Annotated in this window: 14 protein-coding genes; 8 read left to right on the plus strand and 6 right to left on the minus strand. The window is 62.8% G+C overall.

Annotation, left to right across the window (positions count from 1 at the left end; all coding sequences use genetic code 11):
• The first annotated feature begins 118 nt into the window (after positions 1 to 118).
• The 8 genes from OHD62_RS27345 to OHD62_RS27380 all read left to right on the plus strand — a co-directional run bounded on the left by OHD62_RS27345 (position 119) and on the right by OHD62_RS27380 (position 8682).
• Positions 119 to 475: a response regulator gene (locus tag OHD62_RS27345; RefSeq protein ID WP_280110242.1), complete on the plus strand. Its 357-nt coding sequence runs from the start codon at positions 119 to 121 to the stop codon at positions 473 to 475.
• A 33-nt stretch (positions 476 to 508) separates the two neighbouring features.
• Positions 509 to 1882: a PleD family two-component system response regulator gene (locus OHD62_RS27350; RefSeq protein ID WP_263789270.1), complete on the plus strand. Its 1374-nt coding sequence runs from the start codon at positions 509 to 511 to the stop codon at positions 1880 to 1882.
• 500 nt (positions 1883 to 2382) lie between these two features.
• A complete protein-coding gene (locus tag OHD62_RS27355) occupies positions 2383 to 3117 on the plus strand; it encodes a FadR/GntR family transcriptional regulator (RefSeq protein ID WP_263789272.1) in 735 nt (244 codons plus the stop codon).
• A complete protein-coding gene (locus tag OHD62_RS27360; protein ID WP_263789273.1) occupies positions 3114 to 4316 on the plus strand; it encodes a PLP-dependent transferase in 1203 nt (400 codons plus the stop codon). The genes OHD62_RS27355 and OHD62_RS27360 overlap by 4 nt, the downstream gene beginning before the upstream one ends.
• A 29-nt stretch (positions 4317 to 4345) precedes the next feature.
• Positions 4346 to 5623 carry an ABC transporter substrate-binding protein gene (locus OHD62_RS27365; protein WP_263789275.1) on the plus strand — a complete coding sequence of 426 codons (1278 nt, stop codon included), beginning with the start codon at positions 4346 to 4348 and terminating at the stop codon, positions 5621 to 5623.
• Positions 5624 to 5839: 216 nt separating this feature from the next.
• Positions 5840 to 6763 carry a carbohydrate ABC transporter permease gene (locus OHD62_RS27370; RefSeq protein WP_263789277.1) on the plus strand — a complete coding sequence of 308 codons (924 nt, stop codon included), beginning with the start codon at positions 5840 to 5842 and terminating at the stop codon, positions 6761 to 6763.
• Positions 6763 to 7611 (plus strand): carbohydrate ABC transporter permease, encoded by an 849-nt coding sequence (locus tag OHD62_RS27375; RefSeq protein WP_263789279.1) that lies wholly within the window; start codon positions 6763 to 6765, stop codon positions 7609 to 7611. The genes OHD62_RS27370 and OHD62_RS27375 overlap by 1 nt, the downstream gene beginning before the upstream one ends.
• Before the next feature lie 3 nt (positions 7612 to 7614).
• Positions 7615 to 8682, plus strand: coding sequence for an ABC transporter ATP-binding protein (locus OHD62_RS27380; RefSeq protein ID WP_263789281.1), 1068 nt, complete (start codon positions 7615 to 7617; stop codon positions 8680 to 8682).
• An 88-nt stretch (positions 8683 to 8770) separates the two neighbouring features.
• Here OHD62_RS27380 and rpmG read toward each other — a convergent pair whose 3' ends face one another.
• The 6 genes from rpmG to rnr all read right to left on the minus strand — a co-directional run bounded on the left by rpmG (position 8771) and on the right by rnr (position 14438).
• The gene (gene rpmG / locus OHD62_RS27385) at positions 8771 to 8938 is read right to left on the minus strand and encodes a 50S ribosomal protein L33 (RefSeq protein ID WP_006201775.1); all 168 of its coding nucleotides are present in this window, start codon (positions 8936 to 8938) and stop codon (positions 8771 to 8773) included.
• 152 nt (positions 8939 to 9090) lie between these two features.
• Positions 9091 to 9549 carry a hypothetical protein gene (locus tag OHD62_RS27390; protein WP_263789527.1) on the minus strand — a complete coding sequence of 153 codons (459 nt, stop codon included), beginning with the start codon at positions 9547 to 9549 and terminating at the stop codon, positions 9091 to 9093.
• Positions 9550 to 9668: 119 nt separating this feature from the next.
• Positions 9669 to 10844 (minus strand): MFS transporter, encoded by a 1176-nt coding sequence (locus OHD62_RS27395; protein WP_263789528.1) that lies wholly within the window; start codon positions 10842 to 10844, stop codon positions 9669 to 9671.
• Between the two features lie 21 nt (positions 10845 to 10865).
• Positions 10866 to 11606 (minus strand): NUDIX hydrolase, encoded by a 741-nt coding sequence (locus OHD62_RS27400; RefSeq protein WP_263789530.1) that lies wholly within the window; start codon positions 11604 to 11606, stop codon positions 10866 to 10868.
• A 73-nt stretch (positions 11607 to 11679) separates the two neighbouring features.
• Positions 11680 to 12132 carry a DUF983 domain-containing protein gene (locus OHD62_RS27405; protein ID WP_263789532.1) on the minus strand — a complete coding sequence of 151 codons (453 nt, stop codon included), beginning with the start codon at positions 12130 to 12132 and terminating at the stop codon, positions 11680 to 11682.
• Positions 12132 to 14438 carry a ribonuclease R gene (gene rnr / locus OHD62_RS27410; protein ID WP_263789535.1) on the minus strand — a complete coding sequence of 769 codons (2307 nt, stop codon included), beginning with the start codon at positions 14436 to 14438 and terminating at the stop codon, positions 12132 to 12134. The genes OHD62_RS27405 and rnr overlap by 1 nt, the downstream gene beginning before the upstream one ends.
• Position 14439: the final 1 nt, after the last annotated feature.

Consider the following 14439-nt stretch of genomic DNA (forward strand, 5'->3'; position numbering starts at 1 on the left):
TCGTCAATCTTATTGCCGTATTGTGAAGCAGGGTTTGGTGCGTTCCGGCAAGGGCGCATGACGGCAGCCTTCGAGCGGAAGGCCGAGCCGGAACGGGAAATTGATGCCAAAGAAGGTCATGATCGTCGAGGACAATGAGCTCAATATGAAGCTCTTTCGGGACCTCATCGAAGCGAGCGGATACGAAACGGTGCGCACGCGCAACGGTCTGGAAGCGCTCGACCTGGCGCGACAGCACCGGCCGGACCTGATCCTGATGGACATCCAACTGCCCGAAGTATCGGGGCTGGAAGTGACCAAATGGCTGAAGGAGGACGATGATCTCCATGTCATCCCGGTCATTGCCGTCACCGCATTCGCGATGAAGGGCGACGAGGAGCGCATCCGCCAGGGTGGCTGCGAGGCTTATATTTCCAAGCCGATCTCGGTGCCGCGTTTCATCGAAACCATCAAATCCTATTTGGGCGACGCCTGATGCGCCCTTCCAGCCGAGCCGGAGCCTTATGAGATGACCGCACGGATCCTCGTCGTCGACGACATCCCTGCCAATGTGAGGCTGCTCGAGGTCCGGCTGCTCGCCGAATATTTCGAGGTGCTGACCGCCACCAATGGGCCGGACGCGATCGAAACCTGCGAAAACGGCAAGGTCGACGTCGTGCTGCTCGACGTGATGATGCCCGACATGGACGGGTTCGAGGTTTGCCGGCGGCTGAAGAGCGACCCAGCGACGTCGCATATCCCTGTCGTCATGATCACCGCACTCGATCAGGTTTCGGACCGGGTGCGCGGGCTCGATGCCGGCGCGGACGATTTTTTGACCAAGCCGGTCAACGATCTGCAACTGATGACGCGCGTCAAGAGCCTGGTCAGGCTGAAGACGCTGACCGACGAGCTGCGCCTGCGCGCCTCGACCACCCGCAACATCGGCATCGAGGAGCTTCTGAGCCGCAATTTCGCCTCCGAAGATACGATGCCGAAAATTCTCTTGATCGACGAGCGCAAATCCTCCTTCGAGCGCATTCAGAAAATGCTGCGCGGCAGCGCCGATCTCGACATCGCCACCGATCCGCATGCCGGCTTCTTCCAGGCCGCCGAGACGCCCTATGAATGCGTGATGATCTCGACGGGATTTGCCGATTTCGATCCGCTGAGGCTTTGTTCGCAATTGCGCTCGCTCGATCGCACCCGTTTCCTGCCAATCATCCTTTTGGCGGAGCAGGGTGAGGAGGGACGCCTCGTGCGAGGCCTCGAACTCGGCATCAACGACTATCTGATGCGGCCTATAGACCAGCAGGAGCTAACCGCGCGGCTGCGCACGCAGATCCGCCGCAAGCGCTACAACGACCAGCTCCGCGCCAGCGTCACCCAGACCATCGAGATGGCGGTGACTGATGGGCTGACCGGGCTGCACAACCGCCGCTACCTCGACAGCCATCTGCAGACGCTGTTCGATCGCGCCGTGGCGCGGCGGCGGCCGCTGTCGGTGATGATCACCGATCTCGACCGCTTCAAGACCATCAACGACGCCCATGGCCATGACGGCGGCGACGACGTGCTGCGCGAATTCGCGCGGCGGCTGCGCAAGAACGTGCGCGGCATCGACCTTGCCTGCCGTTTTGGCGGCGAGGAGTTCGTTGTGGTGATGCCGGACACGGATGGCGTGGTCGCCGAAAAGGTCGCGGAGCGCATTCGCGCCGAAATCGCGCAGCTGCCGTTTGCCGTCGGCTCCGAGGGCAAGACGATCGAAGTCACCGTCAGCGTCGGCGTATCATCGGTGCTGAAGGGTGTGGACACGGTGGCGGGCTTGATGAAGCGCGCCGATCTGGCGCTCTACGAAGCCAAGAGCGGCGGCCGTAACCGAGTCGTCGCCAAAGCGGCGTAGCGCCACGCCCGATTATCCAGCCAGTGCGACAGGGTTACGAATTTACCTTAATGCAAGCGATTCGCGCTGCTTGGTTAAGAAATGGTTGATTTTCCTGAGGTGTTGCGCAAATGTGCAGGACCAATAACGGAGCCGGCGCGAGGGTAGATTGCCGGATCGATCCGAAAAATACCCCATGATTCTCAGGTCCGCCGCATCTCCTGGGTCCGTGGGGTCGGCCGGCCGGCGCTGGCACATAGTGGCCTCCTCGTACCGCTGCCAAACGCCGACCGGCCCCCTTTCCAAATGACATCAGGATTCTGTGCCAAACCCCGGAACACCATGGGTTTTTGTCGCGAGCACGATGGTGCCGGCTTCGAAACAGAACGCTCTTCCTGCATGAATCTTGGCGTGGCCCTTCGGACCTAGCGGAGGCCGGGCTCGTCTGCCGCCAATTGACATGGTCCTCCTTCCGTGCAGAAATTGGTTGGACCATTGAACCACTTCGGGCGATCCTTGACGTGACCGAGTTCAGCCTTCCGCCCATACAGACGACTGCTCGTGACGATGCGGTGTTGAAAGCGCTCGCCGGCTTCGTCATGCAGGAGGCGCTCGGTCCGGGCGAAAAACTGCCGACCGAGAGGATCCTCGCCGATCGCCTCAAGGTCAGCCGCAACACGGTGCGCGAGGCGCTGACGCGCTGGGAAGGCCTCGGCCTCGTCGAACGGCGGCAGGGCAGCGGCACCTATCTCAAGGCGGCCGTCTCACCCGACATGTTGCACATGCCGCTGACGCTCGCCGGCGGCAATGATTTCACCGGCCTGATGCGCACGCTGGAAATCCGCCGCGCACTGGAGGCCGAAGCCGCCGCCCTTTGCGCCATCCGCGCCGGCAAAGCCGAGATCGCCGAGATCGAACGCAAGCTCGACATTATGGAAGAAGCCTTTCATAGCCGCGCCGGCATGTCGGCGGAGGAAGACTGGGAGTTCCATCAGGCCGTGTACCGCGCCTCCGGCAATCCGCTGTTCGAGCAGATCATCGCCGCCATGCACGAACTCTTCCATCGCTTCTGGGAACACCCGCTCGGCGTGCGTGACTTCGGCCACGCCAGCTTTCCCTACCATCGCACCATCTACGAACGCATCGCCGCGCACGACCCGGACGGAGCCCGGGCCGAGGCATTGAAGCTGATCGCTACCGTTGAGGACGATCTGAAGCGCGGCGCCGCGAACCTCAAGCTTTCGGACCTGAAATGAACGAGCACCCCACCGGCTTTGACCCAGGCACTTTCGGCAGCGACTACCTCGCCGAGGCAGCGACGCTTCTGGCGCATGATGATCCGTTCCCTGGCGGCGCGGTGGTGCCGCCGATCTACCAGACCTCGCTCTTCACCTTCGCCAGCTATGCCGAGATGGCCGACACTTTCGCTGGCCGGCGGCGCCAGCCGATCTATTCGCGCGGCGACAACCCGACGGTGATGGAATTCGAGGCGCGCGTCGCCGCCCTTGAAGGCGCGGAAGCTGCCCGCGGCTTTTCCAGCGGCATGGCGGCGATCAGCGCCACGGTGCTCGCCTTCGTCGGCGCCGGCGAGCGCATCGTCGCCGTTCGCAACTGCTATGGCGATGCCTACCGGCTGTTCGAACGGCTGTTCCCGCGCCTCAACATCAAGGTCGACTATGTCGACGGTTCCGACCCCGATGCGGTCGCTGCCGCTCTTCCCGGCGCCAAGCTGCTTTATCTGGAAAGCCCGACCTCGATGATGTTCGAGCTGCAGGACATCGCGCATCTGACGCGCCTGGCCAAGGAGCAGGGCATCCTCACAACCATCGACAATTCCTGGGCGACACCGGTGTTCCAGAAGCCGATTTCGCACGGCGTCGACTTCGTCCTGCATTCGGCCTCGAAATATCTCGGCGGCCACAGCGACACCGTCGCCGGCGTGGTGGCGGGCTCAGCCGCCAATATCGGCCGCATCAACGAGCAGACCTATTCCTCGCTCGGCGGCAAGCTGTCGCCTTTCGAGGCATGGCTCTTGCTGCGCGGTTTGCGCACACTGCCGCTCAGACTGCCGCATCACATGAAGAGCGGGCTGACGCTGGCCGAGCGGCTGAAAACGCATGGCAAGGTCGAGCGCGTCAACCACCCTGCCTATTCCAACCACCCCGGCAAGGCGACGCTCGCCGGCTATGCCGGGCTGTTCTCCTTCGAGGTGACGGAGGATGTCGACATTCCCGCCTTCGTCGATGCGCTGAAGTTCTTCCGCATCGGCGTCAGCTGGGGCGGCCATGAGAGCCTGGTCGTGCCGGCCAAGGCCTCGCTCGAGCAGACGCCGGGCCTGAATTCGATGGCGCGCTTCGGCGTCAGCCCCCGAACCATCCGCTTCAATGTCGGATTGGAGAATGTCGAGGATCTCTGGGCCGATATCGCCCAGGCCTTCGACAAAGCAAAAAAATAACGGAGCCGTTCAAAATGGGAGTACCGAACATGAAAAGACTGACGTTCATGCTTGCCGCCGTCGCCGGATTGGCAATTTCCGCAAGCGGCGCCCTGGCCGACACCACCCTAAAGATGGTCGAGGTCATCACCAGCCCGCCGCGCACTGAATTTTTGAAGAAGCAGATCGCCGAGTTCGAGGCGGCCAATCCGGGCGTCAAGGTCGAGCTCGTCTCGCTGCCCTGGGGCCAGGCGTTCGAGAAGTTCCTGACCATGGTGCAGGCCGGCGACACGCCCGACATCGTCGAAATGCCGGAGCGTTGGATGGGTCTCTATGCCACCAACGGCCAGCTTGAGGATCTCGGGCCTTATATGGCCAAATGGGATGACGCCAAGACGCTCGGCGAGCGCGCCAAGCAGTTCGGCTCGACCGTCAACAACACCCAGTTCATGATCCCTTACGGCTACTATGTGAACGCGCTGTTCTGGAACAAGAAGCTGTTCAAGGAGGCCGGCCTCGATGGTCCGCCGGCGACGCTCGATGAATTCGTCGAGGATTCCAAGAAGATCTCGGCGCTTCCAGGCAAATACGGCTATTGCCTGCGCGGTGGCCCCGGCGCCTTCAACGGCATGCACATGTTCATGAACATCGCCGCCGGCAAGGGCGGCTACTTCAACGAAGACGGCACCTCGACCATCAATGACGAGGGCTCGGTCAAGGGCCTGCAGATGCTGGCCGACATGTACAAGAACGGCCTGGCGCCGAAGGATGCGGTGAGCTGGGGCTTCAACGAGACGGTCACCGGCTTCTATTCCGGCACCTGCGCCATGCTCAACCAGGATCCGGACGCGCTGCTCGGTATCGCCGACAAGATGAGCGCCGACGATTTCGCCGTGGCGCCATTGCCGGTCGGGCCGAGCGGCAAATCCTATCCGACGCTGGGTTATGCCGGCTGGGCGATGTTCGCCAATTCGCAGCACAAGGACGATGCCTGGAAGCTGATGGCAACGCTTTTGTCGCCGAAGGACAATCTGGAATGGGCCAAGGAAGTCGGCGTCGTCCCGATCCACAATGGCGCCGACCAGGATGCGCATTTCAAGACCGAGCAGTTCAAGGGCTGGTTCACGGAGCTGAGCGACAGCTCCAAATATGAAATGGTGACGCCGCCGACGCATCTGGAGAACCTCGGCAACTTTGTCGACCAGGTGGCGATCAAGAATTTTCAGGAAGTGCTGCTTGGGCAGAAGACGGCCAAGGAGGTCGCCGACCAATGGGCCGCGTTCCTGACCAAGGAACAGCAGGACTGGATGGCCAAGAACAAGAAGTAGCACTTCTTTCCTTCCCCCCGTTTACCGGGAGAAGGTGTCACGAAGTGACGGATGAGGGGCGGCGCGAGCTTCTGCCAGCAATGGCGCAGCCCGTCATCTGCCTGCCCGTCCTCCGCTGCAGCTGCGGAAGGTGGACCGGCATCTTCTCCCCGTGAACGGGGAGAAGGACGCTGTCACCAATCCCGGCGCTCTTCCATAAAGGCTAAGCCAGTCCCTATGACCTATGCCGTGTCCGAAATACGATCCGCCGGCAAGCCGCGAAAGAAGCGGCTATCCCATGCCGCGATCGAGCCATGGCTTTATCTCAGCCCGGCGATCGTGCTTCTGGTGGCGGTGCTGCTGGTGCCGCTGATCATTGGCATCAGCTACTCCTTCCGCAAATTCTCCGCCTTCAAGTCGGAATATGTCGGCCTCGGCCAGTATGAGACGATGCTGTCCGACCAGGTTCTGGGGCAGGCGCTGGTCAACACGCTGTGGTGGACGGTCGCCAGCCTGTTCTTCCAGTTCTTCCTCGGTCTTGGCCTGGCACTGCTGCTCGACAAGCCGTTTGTTGGCCGCAAGGTTGTGCAGGCGGTGGTGTTCCTGCCCTGGGCGGTGCCGTCGTTCCTGTCGGGCCTCACCTGGGCCTGGCTGTTCAATCCGATCATCGGACCGCTGCCGCACTGGCTCTATGCGCTGGGGCTCAAGGCCGAGCCGACCAACATCCTGTCCGATCCGGCCACCGCCATGTGGGGGCCGATCATCGCCAACATCTGGTTCGGCATCCCGTTCTTCGCCATCACGCTGCTGGCGGCGCTGAAGTCGATCCCGTCGGAACTGCATGAGGCGGCGGCCATCGACGGCGCCTCGCCGTGGCAGCGCTTCACCAAAGTGACGCTGCCGTTCCTGGCGCCGACCATCGTTATCACCGTCATGCTGCGCACGATCTGGATCGCCACCTTCGCCGATCTGATCTTCGTCATGACCGAAGGCGGGCCGGCCGGCTCGACCAGCACGGTGCCGGTCTATATCTATGTCAGCGCCTTCAAGTCGCTGGACAAGGGTTACGCTTCTGCTGTGGCGGTGCTGCTGCTGGTCCTGCTGATTGCCTATGCGGTGGCACTGATCGCCATCCGCCGCACGCTGGTGAGGCACGTCTGATGATTGCCGGACGCTCCACCTCTTCTCGCTTTCTTGGCGGCATCGGCCTCTACGGCGCTATCGCCGCCTACATGATCTTTGCATTGTTCCCGATCTTCTGGACGCTGAAGATATCCGTCACGCCGGAACGTCTGCTCTATTCCGAAGGCATCACCTTTTGGCCGTCGCGGACGACCTTCCAGAATTTCGTCACCGTGCTCGAAGCCTCTGATTTTCCGCGCTATTTCCTGAACAGCGTCATCGTCTCGGTGTCGACGGCAGCCTTCGTCACAATCATTGCCACGCTCGCCGGCTATGCCATGTCGCGCTTCACCTTCCGCGGTAAGGCGACGCTTGCCATACTATTGCTGCTCACCCAGACCTTTCCGCTGGTGATGGTCATTCCGCCGATCTACCGCCTCATGGGAGATCTCGGCCTGACCAACAGCCTGATCGGACTGATCATCATCTACACCGCCTTCAACACCGCCTTCGCCACCTTCCTCATGCAGTCCTTCTTTGACGGTATCCCCAGGGACCTCGAGGAGGCGGCGATGATCGACGGCTGCACGCGAGCGCAGGCGATGCGCAAGGTGATCGTGCCGCTGACGCTGCCCGGCATGGGCGCGACGCTCGGATTTGTCTTCACCGCCGCCTGGAGCGAGCTTTTGTTCGCGCTGATGCTGATCTCCAGCGACGCTCAAAAGACCTTCGCCGTCGGCCTGCTCACCTTTATCGGCAAGTTTGCCGTCGACTGGGGGCAGATGATGGCGGCCTCTATCCTGGCACTGATCCCGGTCTGCATCTTCTTTGCCTTCCTGCAACGCTATCTCGTCACCGGCCTCACCGCCGGCGCCGTCAAAGGATAATCGATGGCTTCCGTCACGCTGCAACATGTCGAAAAGGACTACGGCTCGCTGCGCATCCTGCACGGTGTCGATCTCGAAATCGCCGATGGCGAGTTCGTCGTGCTGGTCGGCCCTTCCGGTTGCGGCAAGTCGACCCTTTTGCGCATGATCGCCGGGCTGGAAGAGGTTTCCGGCGGCGAAATCCGCATCGGCGAACGGCTGGTCAACGACGTCGCGCCGAAGGACCGTGACATCGCCATGGTGTTCCAGTCCTACGCGCTCTATCCGCATATGGACGTGTCGTCGAACATGGGTTTCAGCCTGCTCCTGAAGAAGGCGGAGAAGACGGCGATCGACACCAGGGTGGGCGCGGCCGCCAAGCGTCTCGGCCTCGATAATTTCCTGCAGCGCCTGCCGCGCCAGCTTTCCGGCGGCCAGCGCCAGCGCGTCGCCATGGGCCGCGCCATCGTGCGCGACCCCAAGGTCTTTCTCTTCGATGAGCCGCTGTCGAACCTCGACGCCAAGCTGCGCGTCCATATGCGCGCCGAGATCAAGGCGCTGCACCAGCAGCTCAAGACAACCTCGGTCTATGTCACCCATGACCAGATCGAAGCCATGACCATGGCCGACCGCATCGTCGTCATGCATGACGGCTTCGTCCAGCAGGTCGGCCATCCCTTGGAACTCTACGACCGGCCGTCCAACATCTTCGTCGCTGGCTTCATCGGCTCGCCCGGCATGAATTTCTTGCCGGCGGCGGTCAGCAAGGGCGGCAAGGTCGACGCCGTGCTGGCCGACGGCCAGAAGCTCAGATTGCCGGATGGCCTGCCGTTGCAGGACGGTAACGCAATCACCGTCGGGCTGCGGCCGGAGCATATCCAGCTCACCGAAGGTGGAGCGCTCAAGGCGGAGGTCGAAGTGGTCGAGCCGCTCGGCCTGTCGACCCAGTTCTATGTCCAGATGGCCGGCCAGCAGGTCTGCGTCTTCGTCATGGGGCGCAGCACTATCAGGCCGGGCGACATGGTGCGGCTGTCGGCCGAGCCGGCGGCACTGCATCTCTTTGATCCGACGAGCGGAAACCGCATCGGATAGGCCGTGGCGTAATTTTTTGACCGATTCGGCGCCACAAACGAAAACGCCGCCCATGAGGCGGCGTTCGGTGTCGCGGAGGAAAACCCGATTACTTGATCTTGGTTTCCTTGAATTCGACGTGCTTCTTGGCGACCGGATCGTATTTGCGGAACGACAGCTTGTCCGTCTTGGTGCGGCTGTTCTTGCTGGTCACGTAGAAGAAACCGGTGTCGGCGGTCGACAGAAGCTTGATCTTGATGTTTGCGGCTTTGGCCATGATATCAGTCCATTAATGTTCGTGGGGTTGGCCGCTGGAGCACGGGGGAAACGCCCGGACGCGGGAAACTTGGCGCGACACATAAAGAACATGCCCGGAAAGTCAAGCCCGGCCCGGCCTCAGCCGCACTCAATGCGCATGTGTTGAAAGGTTCAAGCGTCTTCCTTGACCGACGCGGCCGCTTTCTTCCAGTCGCCCGTCGTGTTCCACCAGCGGTTCGGGTTGGAGCGGTCATCGAGGCCCTTCGAGCGGCTGGCAAGCAGCGGCTGGATGCGGATCACCGGCTCCTGATAGGAGTGCGCCTGATAGATCGCCTCGACGACGCGCTCGGCCAGCCGCTGGTCGTCAGGCAGTTCGAACGACACTTCGACGGTGCCCGGCCGCTCCCGCAAGACGGTCTCGGCGCCGGCCGCGGCACCTTCGAGTGGCCGGTAGCGCTCGATGCCGCCCGCCGACTGGAAGGCGTTGCTGTCGTAGTTGCCCATGCCGAGCGGGGTGATCGCGATCACCGCTTCCATGATGCGGTCGACGTCGGCGGCGGGCGCCTGAAAGCTGACAAGCAGCAGCAATTCCATCCGCACCGATTTCGTTTCAAAACCACTGTCGATCATCTGATGTCTCCCTGCTGATGGTGGTTTGGAGCGCTGATATAGCAGGGGTGCTACTGACACGGTGATGTCAGCAGCCTGTCAAAGGGCATCGCGAAGAAGGCATTGGCGACGGCGTCGCGCTACCGGATTTTCCGCACGAGCCTAAAGGCGATCAGAGCGATATAGGCGGCGAAGAACAGGCCGAGCGACCAGCCGAAGCCGGACGGGCCGAACGCATCCATGCCGATGCCGATCGCTTGCGGACCAAGCACCATGCCGACGCCGTAGCAGAGCACGAAGGCGGCGTTGGCCGAGGCCAGTTCGTGGCCGGAAAGCTGCGAGCCGAGATGGGCAAGGCCGATCGTGTACATGGCCGCGACCACGCCGCCCCAGACGAACAGAAGTGCGGCCATCAGGTGCCAGTTCTGAGCGAAGAACGGCATGAAGATCGTGCCGGCGAGGCCGACGGCGGCGCAAGCGAGCAGCAGATAGCGACGGTCGCTGACGCGGTCGCTGATCATGCCGATGGGGATCTGCAGCAACACATTACCGAGACCGATCATGGTCAAGAGAAGTGCGGCATCGGCTTCGGAGTAGCCGATGCGGCTGCCGTAGATCGGGAACAGCGCAAAGCCGCCGGTCTCGACGGCGCCGAACACCAGCACGGCGGCCGTTGCAGTCGGCACCAGCCAGATGTAGCGCAGGAAATTGCTGGTTTCGCCGTCGGAGACGATTGTCGGGCTCTCGTTGCGCGCCGCAAGCACTGGTATTGCGGCCAGCGTGACCAAGCCGATGATGACGCCGAAGGGCCTGAAGCCGGAGCTGCCGAGATGGGCAAACAGCCATGGTCCGGCAGCAAAGCCGAGCGACAGGACGGTGGCATAAATGCCGAGCACGAGGCCACGCCGGTGCGGCGGCGCCGATGTGCTGATCCAGAATTCGGACAGGATGAACAGCACCGTCAAGGCGATATGCAGCACGATGCGCAGCGGAAACCACATCCAGAAATCCGGCGCGAAGTGGAAGCCGATGAAGGCCAGGGCGCCGGCGGCAATCATGGCAATCATGGTCCAGGCGACGCCGAAGCGCATGGCAAGCGGGGTGGCAAGCGGCGCACCGGCGATCGAGGCCAAACCGGCAACCGCGGTATTGAGGCCGATCATCGACGCCGAATGACCGCGCGTTTCCAAGATGACACTGAGCAGCGGCATGCCGAGGCCGATGGCGATGCCGACGACGCTGATCGACGAGATCGCCGCAATCATTGGCAACCAGTGTACGCGTTCCTCGCCCTGTTGCTGGGTATCGACCGTCATGGGATGTGGATGCTCTATGCTCTACAGAATTTCGCGGACAAAGCGATTGCGGACTAGCCGGTAGAACGGCACGGAACCGCCAGGAAGCAGGAGCGGATCATCGGCGATCCGACGCTCCAGTTCCTCCAGCACCGTCCGCGTGATGTCTGGAACATCGGCCTGCTTGGCTTTGGCAAGCGGTAGCCAGACCAGTTCCTCCAACTCGTTGGTTGGGCCGCCATCAGGCAGCTCCACGGCGACATCGCTGCGCCAGGCGCTGAAAAAGCGTGTGTCGAAACGGCGCACCCGGTTCGGCGGCGTGATGGCGCGTGCAATGAAGCGCAGTGCGTCCAGCGACGGCCTTACGCCGTGCTCGACAAAGCCCTGCCAGTCGCGCCGGGTCGTCGCCAAGGCACCTTTCCGGCCGATAAGCAGACCTGCCTCCTCGTAGGTCTCGCGGATCGCCGAAAGCGCAATGGCACGGGCGCGGGCCGGGCTCGTGCCGCCAAGGCCGGCGGTGAGGCGCGCTTCGTCATCGGGGTGAAGGGCAGTGGCAACGGGAATATGGCTGTCGGCCGGATCGGTGCGGCCACCAGGAAAAACGAACTTCCCCGGCATGAAGGCGTGACGGGCGTGACGACGGCCCATCAGCACCAGGAGCTCGTCGTCTTTGCGGTCGAGAAGGATCAGGGTTGCGGCATCACGTGGGCGAATTGGCCTTGTGCCAAGCGCTATCGCCCTCCGCTCGACCTTGTCGATGTCCGCCTTGGTCATACCATCCATGCGCACGACCTAGCGGAATCTTCTGCCATGCGAAAGTGGCGTTCAGCCATCGCCGATTGCGCCAGTCTTTGTTTCAAGCCTCGGGATGAGATTCGATCCTGTCCTCTTCGCCACCGAAGCCGTGCATATAGAGCGCCCATTGCAGGCCGATGACAGCGCCCTTGACCGGCTGCAGGAGTGCGACCGCCAGAAGAATGGTCAGCGGCACCCAGATGGCGATATGCTGCCAGGTCGAGAGGGTGGAAGTCGCCTCGACGCCCATGAAGGCGCCGAGCACGATGTGGCCAACGATGACGATTACCAGATAGGCGGGCAGGTCGTCGGCGCGATGGTGATAAAGCTCTTCACCGCAGACACTGCATTTGTCGACGGTCTTGGTGAAGGCGCGAAACAGCTTGCCCTCGCCGCAATGCGGGCAGCGGCCGAGCAGGCCACGTTTCATCGCCGTCCAAAGCGGTCGGGCGGCCCGGCCCGAGTGATGTTCGCCGCCGAAAACCTGCGGTTCCATTCCCAGTTCTTTTGCCATTACCGTCTCCTGCCGCGCGGACCTGGACGCGATTGCGACGCCCGGGCGCGGCCCTTGGCCTTGTGAAACGACCGTTTGGAGCCGGGCAGCGGCTTTGGGTCGGTCAGCATTTCGAAACGCATCGCGCCGGCCATAGGTGCCACCTCGATCAGGCGAACCTCGACGCGGTCGGCAAGCTGATAGCCCTTGCCGGTGCGTTCTCCGAAAAGCGATCGGGCAGTTTCGTCGTATATATAGTAATCGCCGTCCATACTTGACACCGGGATGAAACCATCCGCGCCAAACTGCGGCAATTGGACAAATAGTCCCGATTTGGTGACGCCCGAAATGCGCGCGTCGAAACGGTCGCCGACGCGCTCGGCGAGATAGGCGGCGATCAGCCGGTCGACCGTGTCGCGCTCAGCGGCCATGGCGCGGCGCTCGGTGCCGGAGATCAGCACCGAAACCTCTTCCAGCCGCTCTGCCTCATTCTGCGTCAGCCCGCCCGGACCGAAGCCGAGTGCGGCAATCAGTCCGCGATGCACGATCAGGTCGGCATAGCGGCGGATCGGCGAGGTGAAATGCGCGTAGCGTTTCAGATTGAGCCCGAAATGGCCGATATTCTTGGGCGAGTATTCGGCCTGGCTTTGCGAGCGCAGCACCACTTCGTTGACCAGCCCTTCATTGTCGGCGCCGCTGACGCGCTCCAGAATGCCGTTGAACTGGGCTGGCCGCATCTGCGCGCCGCGCGCCAGCGACAGACCGAGCGTCTGCAGAAACTCGCGCAGCGATTCCTGCTTGGCGAGCGAGGGCGCATCGTGGATGCGGTAGACCAGCGCCTGCCGCTTCGCCTCCAGCGTTTCGGCGGCCGCGACATTGGCCTGGATCATGAATTCTTCGATCAGCCTGTGGGCGTCGAGCCGCTCCGGCACGACGACGCGGTCGACGGTGCCGTCTTCCTTTAGCAGGATCTTGCGCTCCGGCAGGTCAAGTTCCAATGGCTGGCGTGAAGCGCGGCCGCGCTTGAGGATGGAGTAGGCATCCCATAGCGGCTTCAGCACGGTGTCGAGGATCGGGCCGGTCTTGTCGTCCGGCGCGCCATCGATCGCTGCCTGCGCCTGCGGATAGGCGAGCTTGGCCACCGATTTCATCATGACGCGGTGGAACGAATGCCTGAGCTTGTGGCCATCGGCCGAGAAAGTCATGCGCACGGCCAGCGCCGGGCGGTCGTGGCCTTCGCGTAGCGAACACAGGTCGTTGGAGATACGCTCCGGCAGCATCGGCACGACCCGATCCGGGAAATAGACCGAATTGCCACGCTTGAGCGCCTCGCGGTCGAGCGCCGTGCCATAGCGGATATAGGCGGCGACATCGGCAATCGCCACGGTGACGATCACGCCGCCGGGATTCTTCTCGTCGGTATCCGATATGGCGAACACCGCGTCGTCATGATCCTTGGCATCGGCCGGATCGATGGTGACCAGCGCCAGGTCCCGCCAGTCCTCGCGGCCGGCCAGCGTCGCCGGCTTGACCGCTTCGGCCTCGGCGAGGACGTCGGCCGGAAAAATGTGCGGAATGTCGTGCGTATGGATGGCGATCATAGAGACCGCCTTTTCGCTGGTCAGCGAACCCAAAACCGTCAGCACCTTGGCGCGCGGCAGCCCGTAGCGGGAGGCCCGCGCCGGCTCGACTTCGACCAGGTCCCCATTCCTGGCGCCGTTCTGGAACTCCTTGTCGACGACCAGTTCGGGCTGGCGCCTTTCCACCGGCTCGATGCGGAAAGTACCGTCCTTCAGCACACGAAAAACGCCGAGAACGGCATCGTTACGCTTCTCGAAAATCTTCATCACCCGCCCGGTATAGGCAGGGCCAGTGGCATCGTCGGTCGGGAAGGTCTTGGCCAGCACGCGGTCACCGATGCCGGGCGCCTGGCCGTTGCCGCTGCGCGACACGCGGATCGAGACGACGGGAGGCTCGCCGCCACCCACGGCTTCGGTCGGGCGCGCCAACAGCACGCCGTCGCCGTCGCGGCCAAAGATGTCGAGCACGGCAACATGGGGCAGGGCGCCGACGCGGGCGAGCCGCTTGCGCTCCCTGGTCAGCAGGCCCTCGTCCTGCAAGTCGCGCAGCATGTCCTTCAGCCAGATGCGGTCCTCACCGCGCAGTGCAAAGGCCTTGGCGATGTCGCGTTTTCCGGAGCGATCCGGGTTCTCGGCGATGTAGCGCAGGATTTCGTCGCGCGACGGCCGGTAGTCGTCCTTGACCTTGGCGCGTGTGTCGGCGGTGCGCGGATCGCCGTGGCTTCGTCCGGAGATCCCGCGCGCCACG

This window comes from Mesorhizobium sp. YC-39 (assembly GCF_025753795.1).
In the GTDB taxonomy this organism is placed as follows: domain Bacteria; phylum Pseudomonadota; class Alphaproteobacteria; order Rhizobiales; family Rhizobiaceae; genus Mesorhizobium.